The organism is Salegentibacter lacus (assembly GCF_020164555.1).
In the GTDB taxonomy this organism is placed as follows: Bacteria; Bacteroidota; Bacteroidia; order Flavobacteriales; family Flavobacteriaceae; genus Salegentibacter; species Salegentibacter lacus.
The window spans coordinates 183,344-201,203 of record NZ_JAIQZB010000003.1 but is presented as its reverse complement, the minus strand read 5'-3'; the positions used below and the strand labels follow the sequence as shown (position 1 = coordinate 201,203).

The following is a 17,860-nucleotide window of genomic DNA, read 5'->3' as shown; positions in this document are numbered from 1 at the left end:
GCAGCTATTTCTTATTCTTGATTTTTTGATTCTTTCCCCGGTTTTTCTCCCAATCCATATTATTCTTAAGCGTATCTATAATTTCCTTTTCTTCCTCCAACTGAGTACGCTTCTGTTGTAATTTTTCCAGTTCCTGGTAAATGGCAGGTTCTCCATATTTATTTGGAACTACCCTTTCATTTCTAAGAAGGGCGTATTGCACGGTGAATTCGGCTCCAAAAAACAAGATTAGGCAGGTATAATAAACCCAAAGTAGAATTAGCACTACAGAAGATGCCCCGCCATAGACCGAAGCCGGTTCGCTTTTTCCGAAGTAAAAACTAATTAATGCTTCTCCTATTAGAAATAAAATGGTGGTAACCGCGGCTCCCAAATAAGTAACCCTCCACCGCAATTTAATATCGGGAAGCAACTTAAAGATGGCAGCAAATAAGGTCGTAATTACAAGAAATGAAATGCTGGAATTAGCAGCCTCTACCATAAATTCAGTTACATTGGGTGCATAATCACCAATTTTGTCTTTTAGAATTCTTATCAAGGTGGAAATAACAAGGGAGAGTAGTAATAAAAGACCTATAACCATCACCATTCCAAATGAAATAAGGCGATCGAACATCATTCTAAGGAAATCGGTTTTTTTGGCAGCTACGTTCCAGATATTGTTCATAGCCATTTTAAGTTGGAAAAAGACCCCGGTGGCACCAAAAAGCAACATTCCTATACCAAATATAATTGCCCACGTAGATTCTGATGCAAGGGCTGCACTGGCAATCATTTTTTCAATAGCTTCAGCAGGCTCCTGGCCTATAAAACCACTAATTTCTGTAGTTAATCTTCCCTGTACAGCTTCCTGTTCAAAGAAATATCCAGCAATAGTTACTACAATAATCAATAGAGATGGTAAGGAAAACAATGCATAGTAGGCTATAGTAGCACTACGGGCATAGGGTTCGTTCCTATTCCAGCTTATATATGCTTGTTTAAAAAGTGACCAGGTGGTTTTAAGAAATTTCATGAAATATGATATTTCTCTTTAAATATTTCAATATGATGTTTGGTATGTCCCGCAGTTATAAATCCCAAAGCCCTGCAGCTGGTTGAACTTCCACTTACAAATCCCTGACTCTCCAGCATTTCTTTAGAAAAGCTCTGGTATAGGGAAATTCCGGCATTTCGTACCGCTTTAAATTCCTTTTTAAAACTTTTTAGGCTACGGTTTTTAGCAGAGCTGGCAGGAACATAAGCATCGTGATCAAAGCCCGGTAATTTAATCCCCGGTTCTCTTGCAAGAGTAAGCGATCTATATTGAAAAATACGTTCTACATCTATAAGATGCTGAATTACTTCAGCTATAGTCCATTTACCTTCAGCGTAACTATAGGTTAAGTCTTCCGGTTTTATTTTCTTCAGTAAGCCAAGGAATTCTTCCTTGTTCTCCAGAAGTAAAATCCCCAGCTCTAAATTGCCGGGGATTTTCTGTAAATATCTGTCATAGTACGCATTGTACTCATCAGATGTTAGATTCTTCGCTATCATTATTAAGCTGAATTTCTACTTGCGTTAATATTACCGTAAAGGGAACGTGTTACCATTTTTTCGTAAACTTCCAGCATTTCTTCAGCACTCTTGCCCTGCTCCTGAAGCTCCTGAACTTTTCTAAGCGCGTGCTGCTGAATGGTTAACAAAGGTAAAACAATTCGCTCACGAGCCTGAATAGATGCTCTACCGGCTGGCTGATTTTCCATGAGCTCATCATAACCGGTTACTTTTAATAACATCGCATGGCTACGCTTATATTCAGCATAAATGATCTTCCAAAATTCTCCAAATTCCTTATCCTGCTCCATATACGCGGTTAGCGCGAAGAAAGATTTGGTAAGGCTCATCATAGAATTCTCCAATAAGGTTTTAAAGAATACCGAATTGTTATAAAGTTGCTGAACTTTGTCAAACTCACCAGCCTGTTCAAACTTTTCCAGTGCCGTTCCCACACCAAAAAATCCGGGAACATTTTGTTTTAACTGGCTCCAGCTTCCTACAAAAGGAATTGCCCTAAGATCGTCTAAATTAAGCTCGGCAGATTTATTCCTTTTAGATGGGCGGCTACCAATATTAGTTTTTGCGTAATATTTAAGCGTACTCATCTTTTCTAAATAAGGAATAAATTTCTCGTGTTGCTTGAAGTTGGTATAGGTTTCATAACTAATTTCAGCAAGTCTGGTCATAGTTTCCCGGTCTTCATCGGTTAACTTGTTTTTATCATCACTAAAAATTTCATTTGAAACACCTGAACTTAATAATTGCTCCAGATTATATCTACAGGAATCCAGGGTTCCAAAATTAGAACTAATAGTTTGACCCTGTACGGTTAACTGAATTTCTTCATTTTCAATATCTGAACCTAAGGAAGCATAAAACTGGTGTGTCTTACCACCACCACGAGCCGGTGGTCCTCCTCTACCATCAAAAAATACGACTTTAATGCCATATCTCCTGGAAACTTCGGTAAGCATCTCCTTAGCTTTGTAAATACTCCAGTTGGCCATTAAATATCCACCATCTTTAGTACCATCACTAAATCCGAGCATAATCGTTTGCTTATCTCCTCTGCTTTTTAAATGCTCACGATAAACAGGATTTTTATACAAAATCTCCATTACTTCTGGTGAAGCTTTTAAATCGGGTACCGTTTCAAAAAGAGGAATAACATCTACCGTTGGTTTCTTCCATCCACACAGCCTTAAGAAAGCAAACGGTTCTAAAATACTTTGCGGTACTTCACTATGGCTAATTATGTAGCGGTTAGCTCCATTTTCCCCGTTCTTTTCCTGAATTTCCTGCATTGCGTATATAGAGGACAAAGTAGATTTAGTAATACCGTCTTCATAACTTTCAGGATCAATATTTCCTTCAGCTTTTGTAAGCGCTTCTATTTGTTCTTCGTTAGAAAGAGAAGCATAGTTTTTAGGAAGTAAATCGGGCTGGGTTTTAATAATTTCCTCTAAAACTTCAGCGTGTTTTCCCGAATCCTGGCGGATATCTAAAGTAGCAAAGTGGTATCCGAATATATTTACCTTATTAATTAGATCGTCAATATCTTCAACGAACAAGCCCTGATGTTTCGCTTCAACTATTTCTTTGAGTTGATGAAGCTTAGACTTGAAATCTTCAAGTGACATTTTAATCTTTCCAGTCTTGGAGATTGCACTTTGATAGAGGGGAGTTTCTATTTCAGCAATAATTGCATCGACTTCGCTAAAGGTTACCCTTCTTTTAAGTCTTCTAATATCCCGATAATAATTCATCAAAATAGTACTTCTTAATCTCTTGGCAACTTTTAACGTAATTTCAGTTGTCACGAATGGATTACCATCACGGTCTCCCCCTGGCCAGAATCCTAAATTGATTACCTGGTTGCCAATATCTTCGCCATCAAAAATATTCTGCTGAATATAGTTATAGATCTTACTTACACTTTGGTAAAATACATTTTCAAAATACCAGATTAAGCTTACGGCTTCATCATAAGGTGTTGGCTTCTCTTTTTTGAAAAACGGAGTTTTACCAAGTTGCGCCAGTAATTTCTTAATAAGCGTAATATCGTTCTTTTGAATAGCTTTATCCAAATCGGTAATTATTCCTAAAACGGCTCCCGGATAGAACTGCGTTGGGTGGGCAGTTAATGTTGGTCTCACATTAAAGCGCTTTAGATACTCACGTAACTCTGGCGTTTTATCTTTAGCTTCAGCTTCCTCTTTTACGTTTCTAAGAGTTCCGCGGCCATCCATATTATTTACTATAGGAAAAGACGCATCTTCTATAGCATCAAAAAGTACTACCTGTCTTTCTATATATTGAATAAACCTGAAAAGTAAACTGATTTGATGCTCTTCTGAAGGATCATCCTGGTATTTACTAAAAAAACTCTCAATAATCTCTGAAGGATTTTTGTTATCCTTAAAGCCTGCTTCACAAATTTCCTGAAAAAGAGGCAACAGGGATCCTGTTTTACTAATATCGTCAAAAGGTAGCGTTAGGAATATACTATTATAGACCTGATATTTTGAAAGTACGCTTTCATTAAAACGTTCTAGTTTTGGTTCTCTGTGCATAATTAATTTTAGTTGATTAAGATTAAATTTAAAGTTATAAAAAAACCCTTTAAACACGGAAGCCTAAAGGGTTTTTATAATAAGTTTAGGCTTATTTACATATCCTGAAAAATAGAGTGCATTAAACGTTTTTTATCGTTTAAGCTCTCTTCTAAAGAAATCATAGTTTCTGTTCTGTAAACTCCTTCAATATCGTCTAATTGAAAGATTACTTCCTTAGCGTGTTGTGTATTACGTGCTCTAATTTTACAGAATACATTAAATTTACCCGTAGTAACGTGAGCAACAGTCACAAAAGGAATTTCGTTAATGCGTTCTAATACAAATTTCGTTTGTGAAGTATTCTTTAAAAAAACACCAACGTAGGCAATAAACGCATACCCCAATTTCTTATAATCCAGAGTTAAAGAAGAACCTTTTATAATTCCTGCTTCTTCCATTTTTTTAACCCTTACGTGTACGGTTCCTGCCGATATTAAAAGTTTCTTCGCGATATCGGTAAATGGAGTCCTGGTATTCTCAATTAACATATCGAGAATCTGATGATCTGTTTCGTCTAATTTAAACTTGGCCATTTTTTAAATTTCTTTATTTATATGAAATTCAAAATTAATACAAAATCCTTGAATAATTGCTAAGGTTTTTGAGAATTATTCACATTTAAGAGGCAATTCTAGACCATTTAGGGTGATTTTATTAACTATAACGTTTTCGGTAAGTGTAGATTCGCCGTTAATTTCAATTTTTTTATTCTCACAAAAGATTTCTTTATGTGCGAACTTGCTAATTTTTGAGTCAATTTTCTCTATTTCCGGCAAAAACAGCAATTTTCCACCTTTAACCCCTTCTTTATATTGTATTGAGATATCCACTACTCTATTTTCGGTTTTAGCCTCTCTTAAGATGATGTCATTAAATAATTTTTCATTTTCAGGGATGTTTTGATAATCGCGATAATCTATTTCTTTGAAACTTTCGTCACATATTCCTTTTAAAACCGATATTAAAGCCAAAAACACATATTCCCTCGTTTCTTCTCGCTTATAATCTTCAGGATAATGCCCGGCTTCAAAAAGAATGGTAGGCGTTTGCGTACTTTGAAAGGTATCTCCGGTACAATTAATATTAAAACCATCATCATACCTTCCTATTCTCCCCGGAAGTAAATCTGAAAGATCTGAAGCTATTTTAGCGATAAGCTGCATACTTTTTATACGGGAAGGGAAGATTTGTCGCTCCTTATCCATAGAAGGCGTTAAAAACGATAAAACTGCTGGTTCAGGCTTGCTTCCTGCACTAAAGATAGTTCGCTGGTCATGTAGGTTTAGACAGAAATCAGGTTGAAATTTTTCGAATTCCCTTCGTAGAATCCTGCTTTCCGGCTGACTTAGATCCTGCGCATCACGGTTTAGATCAATTTTATTGGCATTAACACGTGTGTAAGCCTCGGCGCCATCAGGATTCAACATTGGAATAATACAGAAGCTGCAGTTCGCTAAAAAAGATTTTACTAAAGCTTCGTCTCTATAAATACTTATATAATTAAGAAGATCAAAAACCGCTTTAGTGGTGGTAGATTCATTTCCATGCATTTGGGACCAGGCAAGAATTTTTATTGGTCCATTACCAAATTGAATACTATGAATAGGTTTACCCAGAACCGAATCTCCAATGTTTTTTACAATGAACTTTTCTTCCAGATTATCCAGCAAATTTTGAATATCAATTTGCCGAATATATCTCCCGGAAATCTCCTGATTTTTAAATGAATTATAACTTTTAAATAGTTGTTTATATAATACTGTTTCTTCCATGTTTACAAAAGTAAACAATACAAATTTCACAATTGTAAACAGATCAATTCACTTTTGTTAGTTACAAGTGTAAACAATGATTCGTTTCATTAGACATCTTGCATGGAATAAATCCTATGCAGTTATTTTTAAATAATACTTATCTTACTTTTAGTAAGTTAAAACACTTTAAATAAAGTTATAATTCATACTTTTTAAATTAATTACAATTGTAATTTGCAGGCTATTTAGGGTTTGATTACATTTGTAAATAGCAATTTTCTATAATAGAATTTACAATGGTAAACACGGAAGACTTTTCCAAACGCTTGCATAAAATCCTTGAGTTTTATGAGTTATCGGCTGCTGGTTTCGCCGATAAAATTGAAGTTGGACGCTCTTCTATTTCCCACATTTTATCGGGTAGAAATAAGCCGAGTTTAGATTTTGTGATGAAGGTTGTAAAGTCTTTTCCCGAAGTGGAATTGTACTGGCTTCTGAATGGAAAAGGAGGTTTCCCTCCTTCTGAAAAACCTAGCCCACAACCTGAAGAAAAACAACCAACTCCTACCGCTTCTATTCAACAAAAGGAAAGTAGTCCCGAAAAGAATGAAATGCCATTCTCTTTTCCGCAGCAGGGAAAAAGTAAACCCATTAGAAAAATTGTTATTTTTTATGAAGATGGTACTTTTGAGGCCTTTGAAAATTGACAGTCCGAAGAAAATAGGCTTATTTTGCAATTCAAAAGAAATTGCCATTATGAAGAAGCTTATAGCGATATTTAGCCTACTTTTTATTTTCACAGGCTGTTTTGAGCCGGAAAGAAATTGCGCCGACTTTAAAACCGGCACATTTGAATATAAAACCTATTTAAACGGCGAATTAGCCACCTCTACCTTTATAAGGAACGATTCTATAGAAATTGATAAATTCCAGGGGAAATCGGATACCTCATCGGTTAGATGGATTAATGACTGTGAGTATATCCTCAAAAATGTTAATCCCAAAAGCATGGCGGAAGAAAAACCTATTCATATCAAGATACTCACCACTAATAAAGACGGCTATACTTTTGAATATGGTATTGTTGGGCAGGATAAAAAGCAACGCGGCCAGGTAGACCGCGTTAAATAAGACTATTTCCTTTCTGAAAAGTTATTTTTAAGCAATTGATTTTGTTCTTCCATAAGATGGTTCATTTTAGATAGAAGTTCAATATCTTTTGGGGTAACTTCCCGCTTATCCTCTGGATTTTCAGCTTTTTTTCTAAAACGGTTCATAAATTTTATAACCAGGAAAATAGTGAGACCTATTATCAGAAAATCCATTAGAGATTCAATTAAAGCACCATAACCTACGGCCACTTCTTCTACAAGTGTCACGCCCTCAGCTTCTGCAACGCCTTCCCTAAGCACCCATTTCTTATTAGCGAATTCAATACCATCGGTCATTAGGCTTAAGGGAGGCATTACCACCTCTTTAACCAGGGTATTAACAACCGAATTAAATGCCGTCCCGATGATGATCCCCACGGCCATATCTACCATATTCCCCTTTATGGCAAATTCCTTGAACTCCTTTAAAATACTCATTTACTCATCAAATAATTTAGTCTGGCTTTCTGAATCTCCGGAATCATCTTTTTTACGCACAATATTCAGCTTATTTTTTTCTTCGGAAACTGACTCCTCTTCTACTACTTCAATCTCTTCAGCCGGAACATCTTCTTCCTCTTCGTAAGGTAATGGTTCTAAAGGATTTATTTGCTTTACTTTATCAGTAGTTAGCTGGTTTCCAAGAGCCTTAATACCCTTTACCGAAATGAATTCTTCAATATTAACTTCCTCATTAGGGCGTTGCTCTTTTCCACGTTGTTTGGAGAAAACTATTTCCGCTTGTGGGTAATAATCGGTAGAAACAAGTTCTAAATAAGAGTTTTCATGTTCGCTTATAAACTTCTCTTCCCTCTCAGGATTTTCAATTAAAAATCGCTTCACATAGAAACGCTCTTTTTCGGGTTCCCAGTAAATTGCTGAAATTGGTTTTTTCGGCATCCATTTTTCCAGCACTACCATCTCTTCATCAAAACGGGTGGTGAGTTCGGGAATTATGGTCTTTGCAACTCCGTCCTGGGTAATGATCAAAATACGATCTTCTCCTCTAAACTCTCCAAGAAGTTCTCCACGTTCATCAACATTCAATCTTTTTACGGTTTCATCAAACCAGATTCTCCTGGGTTTTAAAGTAGAAACTCCTTCTTCTTTTAATTCTACGCGTTTTACGGCATATTTGGTAACGATATTACCTTTTACATTTCTACCTTTAATAAGCATATCGGCAAAGTCTAAATCAAATTTCAATTTTTTGATGCTACCTACCTGTCTTAAGAAAATAGTCACCACTTCTGCTTCACCATTAGGATTTGCTGAGAAATAATGTACTTTCGAGTCTTTTTTTCCTTGTGACAAATCGTATTCTTTGTCTCTTGTTATTGAAGTAACCGAAAAACGCTTAATATAAGATGCACCAGCCTTACCATCGCGGTAGATCAAATTATAAATTGTACGCTTATCTTTTTTCTTAAAAATAGCAACGTGAATTATGTCTTTCCCGATAAAGGTTTTGCTATCTACCTTTGTAACCATCATCTTTCCGTCCGCAGTGAAACAAATTATATCGTCTATATCACTACAATCGGTAACATATTCGTCTTTCTTAAGCGCAGTGCCAATAAATCCTTCTTTACGGTTCACATAAAGTTTAGAATTTCTAATAACCACTTTAGTCGCTTCGATATCATCAAAAATGCGAAGCTCTGTTTTTCGATCTTTATCCTGACCGTAATCTTTTTTAAGTTTTGTAAAATACGCAATAGCATACTCTACCAAATGGTCTAAATGGTGTTTTACCTTTGCGATCTCATCTTCCAGGGCTTCAATCTTCTGCTGTGCTTTATCTAAATCGAATTTTGAAATTCTTTTAATTCTAATTTCGGTAAGCCTTGTAATATCGTCGCGGGTTACGGCACGTTTCAAGTGTTTTATATGTGGTTTTAAACCTTCGTCTATCGCATTGATCACACCATCCCAGGTTTCTTCTTCTTCAATTTCGCGGTAAATCCGTTTTTCAATAAAAATTCGCTCTAAAGAAGAAAAATGCCATTGCTCTTCTAGTTCCTCGAGCGTAATCTCTAATTCTCTTTTTAATAAATGAAGCGTATGATCTGTAGAGCTTCTTAAAATTTCTGAAACTCCAAGGAAGATTGGTTTATTGTCAATAATTACACAACCTAGCGGTGCGATGGAATTCTCACAGGAAGTAAATGCATAAAGCGCATCTATAGTTCTGTCTGGAGAAATATTATTTGGTAAATGAATAAGGATCTCCACTTCGGCTGCGGTGTTATCCTCAATCTTTTTAACCTTGATTTTTCCCTTATCGTTCGCCTTTAAAATAGAATCAATCAAAGTAGTAGTTGTGGTTCCGTAGGGAATTTCAGTAATAGCCAGGGTATTTTTATCATACTGACTAATCTTTGCCCGCACTCTAACCCGGCCACCGCGTTTTCCGTCATTATAATTGGAAATATCGGCAATGCCTCCGGTTGGAAAATCGGGGAATATCGTGAATTTTTTACCTTTTAAATGTCTTATAGACGCATCTATAAGTTCATTAAAATTATGCGGAAGTACTCGGGTACTTAAACCTACCGCAATCCCTTCGGCTCCCTGTGCTAGTAACATTGGAAATTTTACCGGCAGATTTACGGGCTCTTTCTTTCTCCCATCATAAGAGAGTTGCCATTCGGTTAACTTCGGATTAAATAAAACCTCCAGCGCGAATTTAGACAAGCGGGCTTCAATATACCTTGGAGCAGCAGAACGGTCTCCTGTTAGAATATTTCCCCAGTTTCCCTGCGTATCGATAAGAATATCCTTTTGGCCTATTTGCACCATGGCATCACCAATACTGGCATCGCCGTGCGGGTGATACTGCATGGTATGCCCAACGATATTCGCTACTTTATTGTAACGGCCATCGTCCAGATCTTTCATAGAATGCATGATGCGGCGCTGCACAGGTTTAAACCCATCTTCCATGGCAGGTACCGCACGTTCAAGAATCACATAAGAAGCATAATCCAGAAACCAGTCTTTATACATTCCGGTTACCTTTATAAGCTCTTCTTTTGGTTGCTCTAAATGTTCATCTTTAGCTTCTTCCTGGTTGTCTTCCATTAAGCTGTTGTTTTTTGATTGTCTACTATTTTCTGCATCGAAGCTATCATGCCACGCTTCTTCTTACGGGTTAGAAAAGTAGTGTTAAAAGTATATTTTTTGTAGCCACGTCTTCTGCGTGAACTTATATAAATTGTTATTGCGGAATAAAAAAAGTAATCACTAAACCTGAATTTGCCGAGTTTTCTCTTTGGAAATTCGGCTTTCTTCACGCGGTATTCCATAAATTTAGAGAAGAAGACTCCGTTGTTTTTTAAATTTAGGGTTTCGCCGTCGCTATCAAAGTCGAAACTCTGCCCAATTCTATGCACATAAAAACCAAGCAAAAGCACAACTATATTAGGAAGGTAATGACTAAACCTCACCGGTTCATCACTACTCATTAGCTCAATATTCACAAAAATATTGGTAACGAAAATCGCCACCAAAACGATGTAAATTGAAGGGACTACTTTTACTTCATTCTTATTGGTGAATCTCATAAGCCTAACTCTTCAATAAGATCAAGTTCCACTTTAAGGTTATCAATAATGAATTCCTGCCTGTCTGGCGTATTTTTTCCCATATAGAAATTAAGCATTTCGTCTATAGATTTCTCTTTATCCAGCATCACGGGATCTAAACGAATATTATCCCCAATAAAATGTTTGAATTCATCTGGAGAGATTTCACCCAAACCTTTAAATCGGGTAATTTCTGCTTTTCCGGTGAGTTTGTCTACAGCATTTCTTCTTTCGGTCTCGCTGTAACAATAAATTGTTTCTTTCTTATTTCGAACCCTGAATAATGGTGTTTGCAGAATATATAAATGATTTTCCTTGATTAATTCAGGGAAAAACTGCAGAAAAAATGTAATTAACAACAACCTGATATGCATTCCATCTACATCGGCATCGGTAGCGATCACAATGTTATTATACCTGAGATCTGCTAGTGATTCTTCAATATTAAGCGCGGCTTGCAGCAAATTGAATTCTTCATTTTCATAAACGATCTTTTTGCTTAAGCCGTAACTGTTCAACGGTTTTCCTTTTAAACTAAAAACCGCCTGTGTATTCACATCTCGGGATTTAGTAATAGAACCACTCGCCGAGTCTCCCTCGGTAATAAACAAAGTAGTTTCCAGGTAGCGTTCTTTTTTACTGTCTCCAAGATGAATACGGCAATCACGTAATTTTTTATTGTGTAAACTGGCTTTTTTAGCCCGGTCTTTTGCCAGTTTTCTAATTCCAGAAAGGTCTTTTCGTTCCCTTTCTGCCTGTAATATTTTACGCTGAAGCCTATCGGCCGTTTCCTGATTTTTATGCAGGTAATTATCCAGTTGTGTTTTTAGAAAATCGTTTATGTGAGTCCGCACTGTAGGCATATCCCCACCCATATCGGTAGAACCCAGCTTTGTTTTGGTCTGGCTTTCAAAAACCGGTTCCATCACTTTAATACTAATGGCGGAAACTATGGATTTTCTAATATCGCTGGCATCATAATTTTTACCGTAGAACTCACGTATGGTTTTTACGATCGCTTCTCTAAAAGCGGCAAGGTGTGTTCCCCCCTGAGAGGTGTTCTGCCCGTTTACGAAAGAATGATATTCTTCGCTGTACTGAGCTTTACTATGTGTTAAAGCTACTTCAATATCGTCACCGCGCATATGGATAATTTCATATAAACGCTCATCTTCGTGAATGCTATCTTTTAAAAGATCTTTAAGTCCGTTTTCGGAATAAAATTTTTCACCGTTAAAAATTATGGTTAACCCGGGATTCAGGTAAACATAATTTTTAAGCATTTTTTCTATGTATTCATTTCTGAATTTGAAGTTCTTAAAGATAACCTCATCGGGTACAAAGGTTACTTTGGTTCCGCGTCGGCGGGAAGTTTCATCTAAATGTTCTTCTTCTTGTAATTCACCCTGGGCAAATTCGGCAGCGTGAGATTTATTATCCCTGGAAGATTCTACCCTAAAATAAGACGAAAGTGCATTTACTGCTTTAGTACCAACTCCGTTAAGTCCAACCGATTTTTTAAAAGCACGGGAATCGTATTTTCCACCGGTATTCATTTTAGAAACCACATCCACTACTTTCCCTAGAGGAATCCCACGACCATAATCACGTACAATAACACGCTGATTTTGCACCGAGATCTCAATGGTTTTGCCGGAGCCCATAACAAATTCATCGATACTGTTATCCAGCACTTCTTTGAGAAGAATATAGATCCCATCGTCGGCACTGGAGCCGTCACCCAGCTTCCCAATGTACATCCCGGGACGCATTCTAATATGTTCTTTCCAGTCTAAAGACCGTATATTATCTTCGGTATACTTCGTTTCCTGGCTCATAAGTGGTTCATGGAGTTGTGGGGCTAATATAAGGCTTAGGGCAAAAAGTTAAAACAAAGCATTGATATTTTAATTAACAAAAAATTAAAATTTCCTATTAATTATATTTTTAGGAAAAATAATTATTTGGAAGGATGCTTTACCAAATTCACCCAGAAATCTTCAATTTGATTAACGGCTTTCATAAAATCACCTACTTCTATGGGTTTTGTAATGTAGCAATTTGCATAATTTCGGTAAGAACTATCAATATCTTCTTGCGAAGAGGAGGTAGTAAGCATTATTACTGGTATTGTTTTTAGGGCTTCGTGCTGTTTTATATATTTAAGCACTTCGTGACCGTTCATTTTTGGTAAGTTTACGTCCAAAAGAACAAGGTCTGGGATTTGTATTTCTTTAAAATTACCTTTTTTATTCAGAAATTCTACAGCCTCTTTTCCATCTCTAACCACACTTAATTTATTCAGAATTTTACCTTCTTCAAGTGCTTCAGAAGTTAGAAGAATATCTCCCTCGTTATCTTCAATTAAAAGTATGTGGATAGATTCCATAGCTAGAAAATTTTAATAATAAAAATACAGATTTAAATGAGAATTAACTAAAACGTCTAACTCATTTCTAAGGCAAACCTAAAATACATAAAATTGTAATAAATTTCTTACAATTTTGCAATCTTTTTTGAAATGCTGAAATTAAATTTACTTCCTTCTCCTTCAGCTGATTCCACCCAAATTTGTCCTCCAAGATTTTCGATAATTTTTTTCGTTACTGCCAGCCCCATTCCTGTCCCGGAGTATTCGTCGCGACGATGCAAACGCTGAAAAATCACAAATATACGATCAAAATATTCCTTGTCAATTCCAATACCATTGTCTTGTATGCTAAATTTCCAGAAATCTTCGGTTTCAATAGCATCTATTGTAATTATAGGATTAACCTCTTGTTTACTATATTTAATCGCATTACTAATAATATTCTGAAAAACCTGCCGGATAGGACTTTTTGGAACTTTTATAACAGGTAAGTCCTTACTTATTATTTTCACTTTTCGTTCTTCTATTCTTTTTCGGTATAAATGTTTTATTTCATCTAAAATATCATCTACAGCTACATCTTCAAGCTTATCTTCGGTTCTTCCTACCCTCGAAAATTCTAAAAGATCTAGAATAATTTGACGCATCCTTTTTGCACCATCTACTGCGAAATCTATATATAGCAAAGCTTTTTCATCTAGTACATCGGCATATTTTTTTTCTAATTGGGTTAAAAAACTGGTTACCATACGAAGCGGTTCCTGGAGATCGTGAGATGCAACATAAGCAAATTGCTCCAGTTCGGCATTTGATATTGCCAGCTCTTTAGCTCTTTCCTTTAAATCAGCATTCAGTTTTGTTAGAGAGATCTCGTATTGCTTTTTACGGGTAATATCTTGCATTGCACCTACTATCCTAAGGGCTTTTCCCTTTTTATCCCGCACCACAAAACCTCTGTCAAAAACATCTAAATATTCTCCATGTGCATTTCTGTATCTGTATTCTTCTTCCCAAATAGTCTCTTCTCCTTGAATGAACTTTTGGAAACCATCCAAAACCCTTTCCAGGTCTTCGGGATGAATTTTATTATACCAAGTAGATAGCTGTGGCTTAAACTCATTTAATCTATATCCAAACAAAGTCTCAAAACCGGCGCCCCAAAATAAGTTACCGTCAACAACATTATAATCCCAAATAGCATCTGAAGTGGCTTTAGTTACATACCGGTATCTTTCATTCGCGCTTTCAAGTTCTTTTTCGTATGCTTTAATATCAGAAATATCGCGCAGCACCCCGATCATCCTTACCGGCTTTCCTTCATCACTTCTAATAATATAACCATTATCAATTATACTTAGATAAGTGCCATCAGCTTTTCTAAAAAGATATTCAGAATCCCATTTATACTTATTTTTATCCTTTAAACTGTCCTCTAAGCTTTTAACAACCTCAGTTATCTCTTCGGGATGTACGCGTTCGCTCCATTTTTCAAGTGGAAATGTTCCGTTTTCCCTATCGCGACCAAGCATTTTATAGAATCCATCTCCCCATTTTAATTCGTCTTTTACTACATCCCAGTCATAAATGGCATCTTCGGTAGCTTTATTTACAAATTCATATCGCTGGTTACTGCGTTTTAAAGCAATTTCATTTAACTGAAATTCAATTATTAATTGTAATAACCCAACCGATCTTTTAATACTTCTTTGCTCCTGCTTTTCTTCAGGAAAAAAATCATTTTTATAAAAAATCGTGAAAATCCCTAGAGTATTTCCTTTTGAATCTATAATTGGATAAGTCCAGCAAGATTCAATTTTATTTGCCAAGGCTACAGATTTTAAATTAGAATTCCCAGCATCATCAATTTTATGAATAATAGCTTTACCTTTATCAAGCCTTGAACAAATTCTATCTTTTTCTTCTATTCCCTGTTCATTCAAAGCTTGTATTAAATCAGGTTGAATTTTACCTGAAGCCCAACTATATAATTGCTCGTTTTCAAGTTTTTGAATTACGAAATAGGCATTTGGATTTATCCTTTCCAGATTTTGCACATAAAAATTTAAAATTTCTTTTAATCGGGAAGTCTTTTTAAAATTCATTTCCAAGACCTTACGCTCCAGATATTCCAGTTCCTGAAAACGCAATTTTTCGGTAACATCCCTGGAATTTGCGACAAAGCCTTTTACAGCGGGATCGTCCATAAGGTTGGTTACCGTGCTTTCTAACCAACGCCAGCCACCATATTTATGACTAAATCTAAACGGACTTATTTCTAACCTTTTTCGAGATAATATCTTTTCAAATTTCTTTTTAACTCTTTCCACGTCCTCCGGGTGAATAAACTCAAAAGCATTTCGATTACTGAAATCTTCGGGGCTATATCCCAATACCGAAATTGAAGTTGGACTGGCATATTTATAATCCCCATTTTCATCTAATAGCGCTATAAGATCTCCACCCTCCTGTACCAAACCTTTAAAACGCTGCTCACTTAATTGTAGCTGTTCTTCTGCCTGTTTTCTTTCCCGTGAATCCCGGGCAATTGCATACACAAGATCTTCTTTCTTATCCCAATATGCTGACCAGGTTAGTGGAATAACTTCACCGTTTTTTGCAACATAGCGATTTTCGAAATTGGTCATTGGAATACCATTTTTGATGTCAATGGTTGCTTTTTCGGTTTTCTCTTTGTCTTCTTCATATACAAAATCCATAAAGGCTTTTCCATTTAATTCTTCAATGAAATAACCTAAAATATTTTCTGCAGCTTTATTAATTTCTATAAAATTACCACTGTCATCAATTATGGAAATTATATCAAGAGACTCGTTCATGATTTGATCTAAACGCGATCGTTTTTCCTCCAGGTCTCTTTCTGTCTTTTTTCTTTTAGAAATATCGGTCATAATCCCACGTAACCACCTTGGTTTTCCGTTTTCCTTAACAACCGATACTATATCGCTTATCCAAGTATAACTGCCGTCCCCCTTAAGCATTCTGTATTCGAAACTGTGATTCTTGCCTTTTTCCACCTGGCTCGCACAGAAATTAATAGCATACTCACGGTCTTCAGGATGAATATGGCTTTCCCAGAATTTTGGATCGTGATACCATTGTTCTGGTTCAATTCCCAATAAATTTTTAGCCTGTTCACTCACGAAAATAAACTCAAAGCTTTCTATATCCAATTCCCAAAAAACACCATCTATACTTTTTATTAGGCCTTCATATTGTTCTTTTGCTTCATTTAAGGCAGTCTCCGCTTCTTTCTTTTCTGAAATATCTATTCCTATACATTGAATTTCGACAGGGTTTCCTTCGGCATCACATAAAGCAGTAAAATCCCAAACTGTAGTTCGAATCCTCCCGTCCCGCCTTGGTTTTCCTATATCTATTTGAAAAGTCTTACTAGGATTTTCTAAACATTTTATAGCCGTGTTCTCTACCTTTTGCCTGTCTTCTTCAACAATTGAGATCATACAAGTTTGACCAATCAACCCTTCATCTTCGTGGATCCAGCCAAAATCTTCATCAAATTTATTGTTATAATAAGTGTAATTTCCTTCAATATCGGTCCTAATCACATAATTGGTTTGTGACTCTAAAAGACCACGTTGCCTGGATTCGTTTAACTCAAGTAACTCATAAGCTGTTTTTTCCTCTGTAACATCCAAAATAATGGAATCCCAGATAACACTACCGTCTGAAAGCATTTGGGGCGATCCAGAACTTCGGTTCCATCTTAATCCTTTTTCGGGGTGATTAACGCGCCATTCATAAGACCATAAACTTAATTTTTCTGCAGAATCACGAATGCTTTCTTTAAGCTCATCGATATCATCTTCATAAAACAAGTTCCAAACTTTTTCATTATTTCGAGCTGCTTCGCAAGGTGCAATACCCCAAATTTCCCTGGAACCCTCACTAACATACATCATTTCATCTTCCCCATCAGGTTTAAGCTTATATCTAAATACAACTCCCGGAATGTTATCGTTTATATTTTCAAGCCTTATTTCAGTTTGCTTGCGTGAGGTAATATCCTGAGTAGCACCAAAAACACGAATACATTTTCCGTTTTTAAATTCCGTTTGCCCTGTAGCACGTATCCATTTTTCATTATTGCTAGCCGTAATTATTTCCAGTTCCAGATCAAATGCTTCGCCGGTTTCTATGGCTTTTGAAACCGCATTTTTTATTAGAGTTTTCTCCTTATCAGTTTTATAAAAATCAATTGCAGATTCAAGCTGAGGAATATAATCTTGCGCCACCTCATGTATATTCTTGAGCTCATCGGACCAATACAGCCTGCTCTTCCCAATATCCAATTCCCAGCTTCCAATTTGAGCTACCTCCTGGGTCTCTTTTAAAAGTTTTTCATTCTCCTGAAGCTTTTTTAATGAAACCTGCTCTTTTTCTTTAGTAAAAACTATCTGGGTTATATCGCGAACACGGTGTAAGATAAATTCGGTTTCGCCTTTAGCATTATTGATAGGAATACTATCTGCCTCCCAAAATTTGCGTTGTAAACTACCAGTTTCCCGATTGGGTAGATCATACCGTACCTCCGGAATATGATCTGGCTCACCTGCTTCTAGAGTATTTCTTAAAGATTTAGAAAGAATATCAATAAATTCCTGATCGGCCTGCTCCCTGCCAAAAGCCTCTAAAATACCATTCCCTATCAGTTCGTCTCGTGACATACCGGAACTTTTTTCAAAGGAGCGATTTACTTCAATTATTGTGAATTTTGGATAATCTGGTTTCAATAAAAAACAGTTATCTGGAAAAGATTGGAATAGCTCAGTTAAGTGTGTGGGGTTAATCATTATAAATTTGG

General features: G+C 36.2%; 13 protein-coding genes. 2 read left to right on the top strand and 11 right to left on the bottom strand.

Annotated elements, in window-relative coordinates:
• Positions 1 to 4 precede the first annotated feature (4 nt).
• From LB465_RS03650 to LB465_RS03630, 5 genes are all read right to left on the bottom strand, one after another.
• Entirely contained in the window at positions 5 to 1,015 is a 1,011-nt protein-coding gene (locus tag LB465_RS03650; protein WP_224467114.1) for a YihY/virulence factor BrkB family protein, read from the bottom strand.
• On the bottom strand, positions 1,012 to 1,536 hold the full coding sequence (locus LB465_RS03645; protein ID WP_224467112.1) for a DinB family protein: 525 nt from the start codon (positions 1,534 to 1,536) through the stop codon (positions 1,012 to 1,014). Before LB465_RS03645 ends, LB465_RS03650 begins: the two co-directional genes overlap by 4 nt.
• Before the next feature lie 2 nt (positions 1,537 to 1,538).
• Positions 1,539 to 4,112 carry a phosphoenolpyruvate carboxylase gene (locus tag LB465_RS03640; RefSeq protein ID WP_224467110.1) on the bottom strand — a complete coding sequence of 858 codons (2,574 nt, stop codon included), beginning with the start codon at positions 4,110 to 4,112 and terminating at the stop codon, positions 1,539 to 1,541.
• 95 nt (positions 4,113 to 4,207) lie between these two features.
• Positions 4,208 to 4,687 carry an Lrp/AsnC family transcriptional regulator gene (locus LB465_RS03635; protein WP_037314044.1) on the bottom strand — a complete coding sequence of 160 codons (480 nt, stop codon included), beginning with the start codon at positions 4,685 to 4,687 and terminating at the stop codon, positions 4,208 to 4,210.
• Between the two features lie 75 nt (positions 4,688 to 4,762).
• Positions 4,763 to 5,926, bottom strand: coding sequence for a M14 family metallopeptidase (locus LB465_RS03630; RefSeq protein WP_224467107.1), 1,164 nt, complete (start codon positions 5,924 to 5,926; stop codon positions 4,763 to 4,765).
• Positions 5,927 to 6,204: 278 nt separating this feature from the next.
• Between LB465_RS03630 and LB465_RS03625 the strand changes: the two genes are divergently transcribed.
• Positions 6,205 to 6,615: a helix-turn-helix domain-containing protein gene (locus LB465_RS03625; RefSeq protein ID WP_224467105.1), complete on the top strand. Its 411-nt coding sequence runs from the start codon at positions 6,205 to 6,207 to the stop codon at positions 6,613 to 6,615.
• A 49-nt stretch (positions 6,616 to 6,664) separates the two neighbouring features.
• Positions 6,665 to 7,039: a DNA topoisomerase IV gene (locus tag LB465_RS03620; RefSeq protein WP_224467102.1), complete on the top strand. Its 375-nt coding sequence runs from the start codon at positions 6,665 to 6,667 to the stop codon at positions 7,037 to 7,039.
• 2 nt (positions 7,040 to 7,041) lie between these two features.
• Here LB465_RS03620 and mscL read toward each other — a convergent pair whose 3' ends face one another.
• The 6 genes from mscL to LB465_RS03590 form a co-directional block, all read right to left on the bottom strand.
• Positions 7,042 to 7,497, bottom strand: a complete 456-nt coding sequence (gene mscL, locus LB465_RS03615; RefSeq protein ID WP_224467100.1) for a large-conductance mechanosensitive channel protein MscL — start codon at positions 7,495 to 7,497, stop codon at positions 7,042 to 7,044.
• A complete protein-coding gene (locus LB465_RS03610; RefSeq protein ID WP_224467098.1) occupies positions 7,498 to 10,143 on the bottom strand; it encodes a DNA gyrase/topoisomerase IV subunit A in 2,646 nt (881 codons plus the stop codon).
• Entirely contained in the window at positions 10,143 to 10,625 is a 483-nt protein-coding gene (locus LB465_RS03605; RefSeq protein ID WP_224467096.1) for a hypothetical protein, read from the bottom strand. The genes LB465_RS03610 and LB465_RS03605 overlap by 1 nt, the downstream gene beginning before the upstream one ends.
• Positions 10,622 to 12,484, bottom strand: a complete 1,863-nt coding sequence (locus LB465_RS03600; RefSeq protein WP_224467094.1) for a DNA topoisomerase IV subunit B — start codon at positions 12,482 to 12,484, stop codon at positions 10,622 to 10,624. Before LB465_RS03600 ends, LB465_RS03605 begins: the two co-directional genes overlap by 4 nt.
• Before the next feature lie 122 nt (positions 12,485 to 12,606).
• Positions 12,607 to 13,035: a response regulator gene (locus tag LB465_RS03595; RefSeq protein ID WP_224467092.1), complete on the bottom strand. Its 429-nt coding sequence runs from the start codon at positions 13,033 to 13,035 to the stop codon at positions 12,607 to 12,609.
• Positions 13,036 to 13,142: 107 nt separating this feature from the next.
• On the bottom strand, positions 13,143 to 17,849 hold the full coding sequence (locus LB465_RS03590) for a PAS domain-containing protein (RefSeq protein WP_224467089.1): 4,707 nt from the start codon (positions 17,847 to 17,849) through the stop codon (positions 13,143 to 13,145).
• Positions 17,850 to 17,860: the final 11 nt, after the last annotated feature.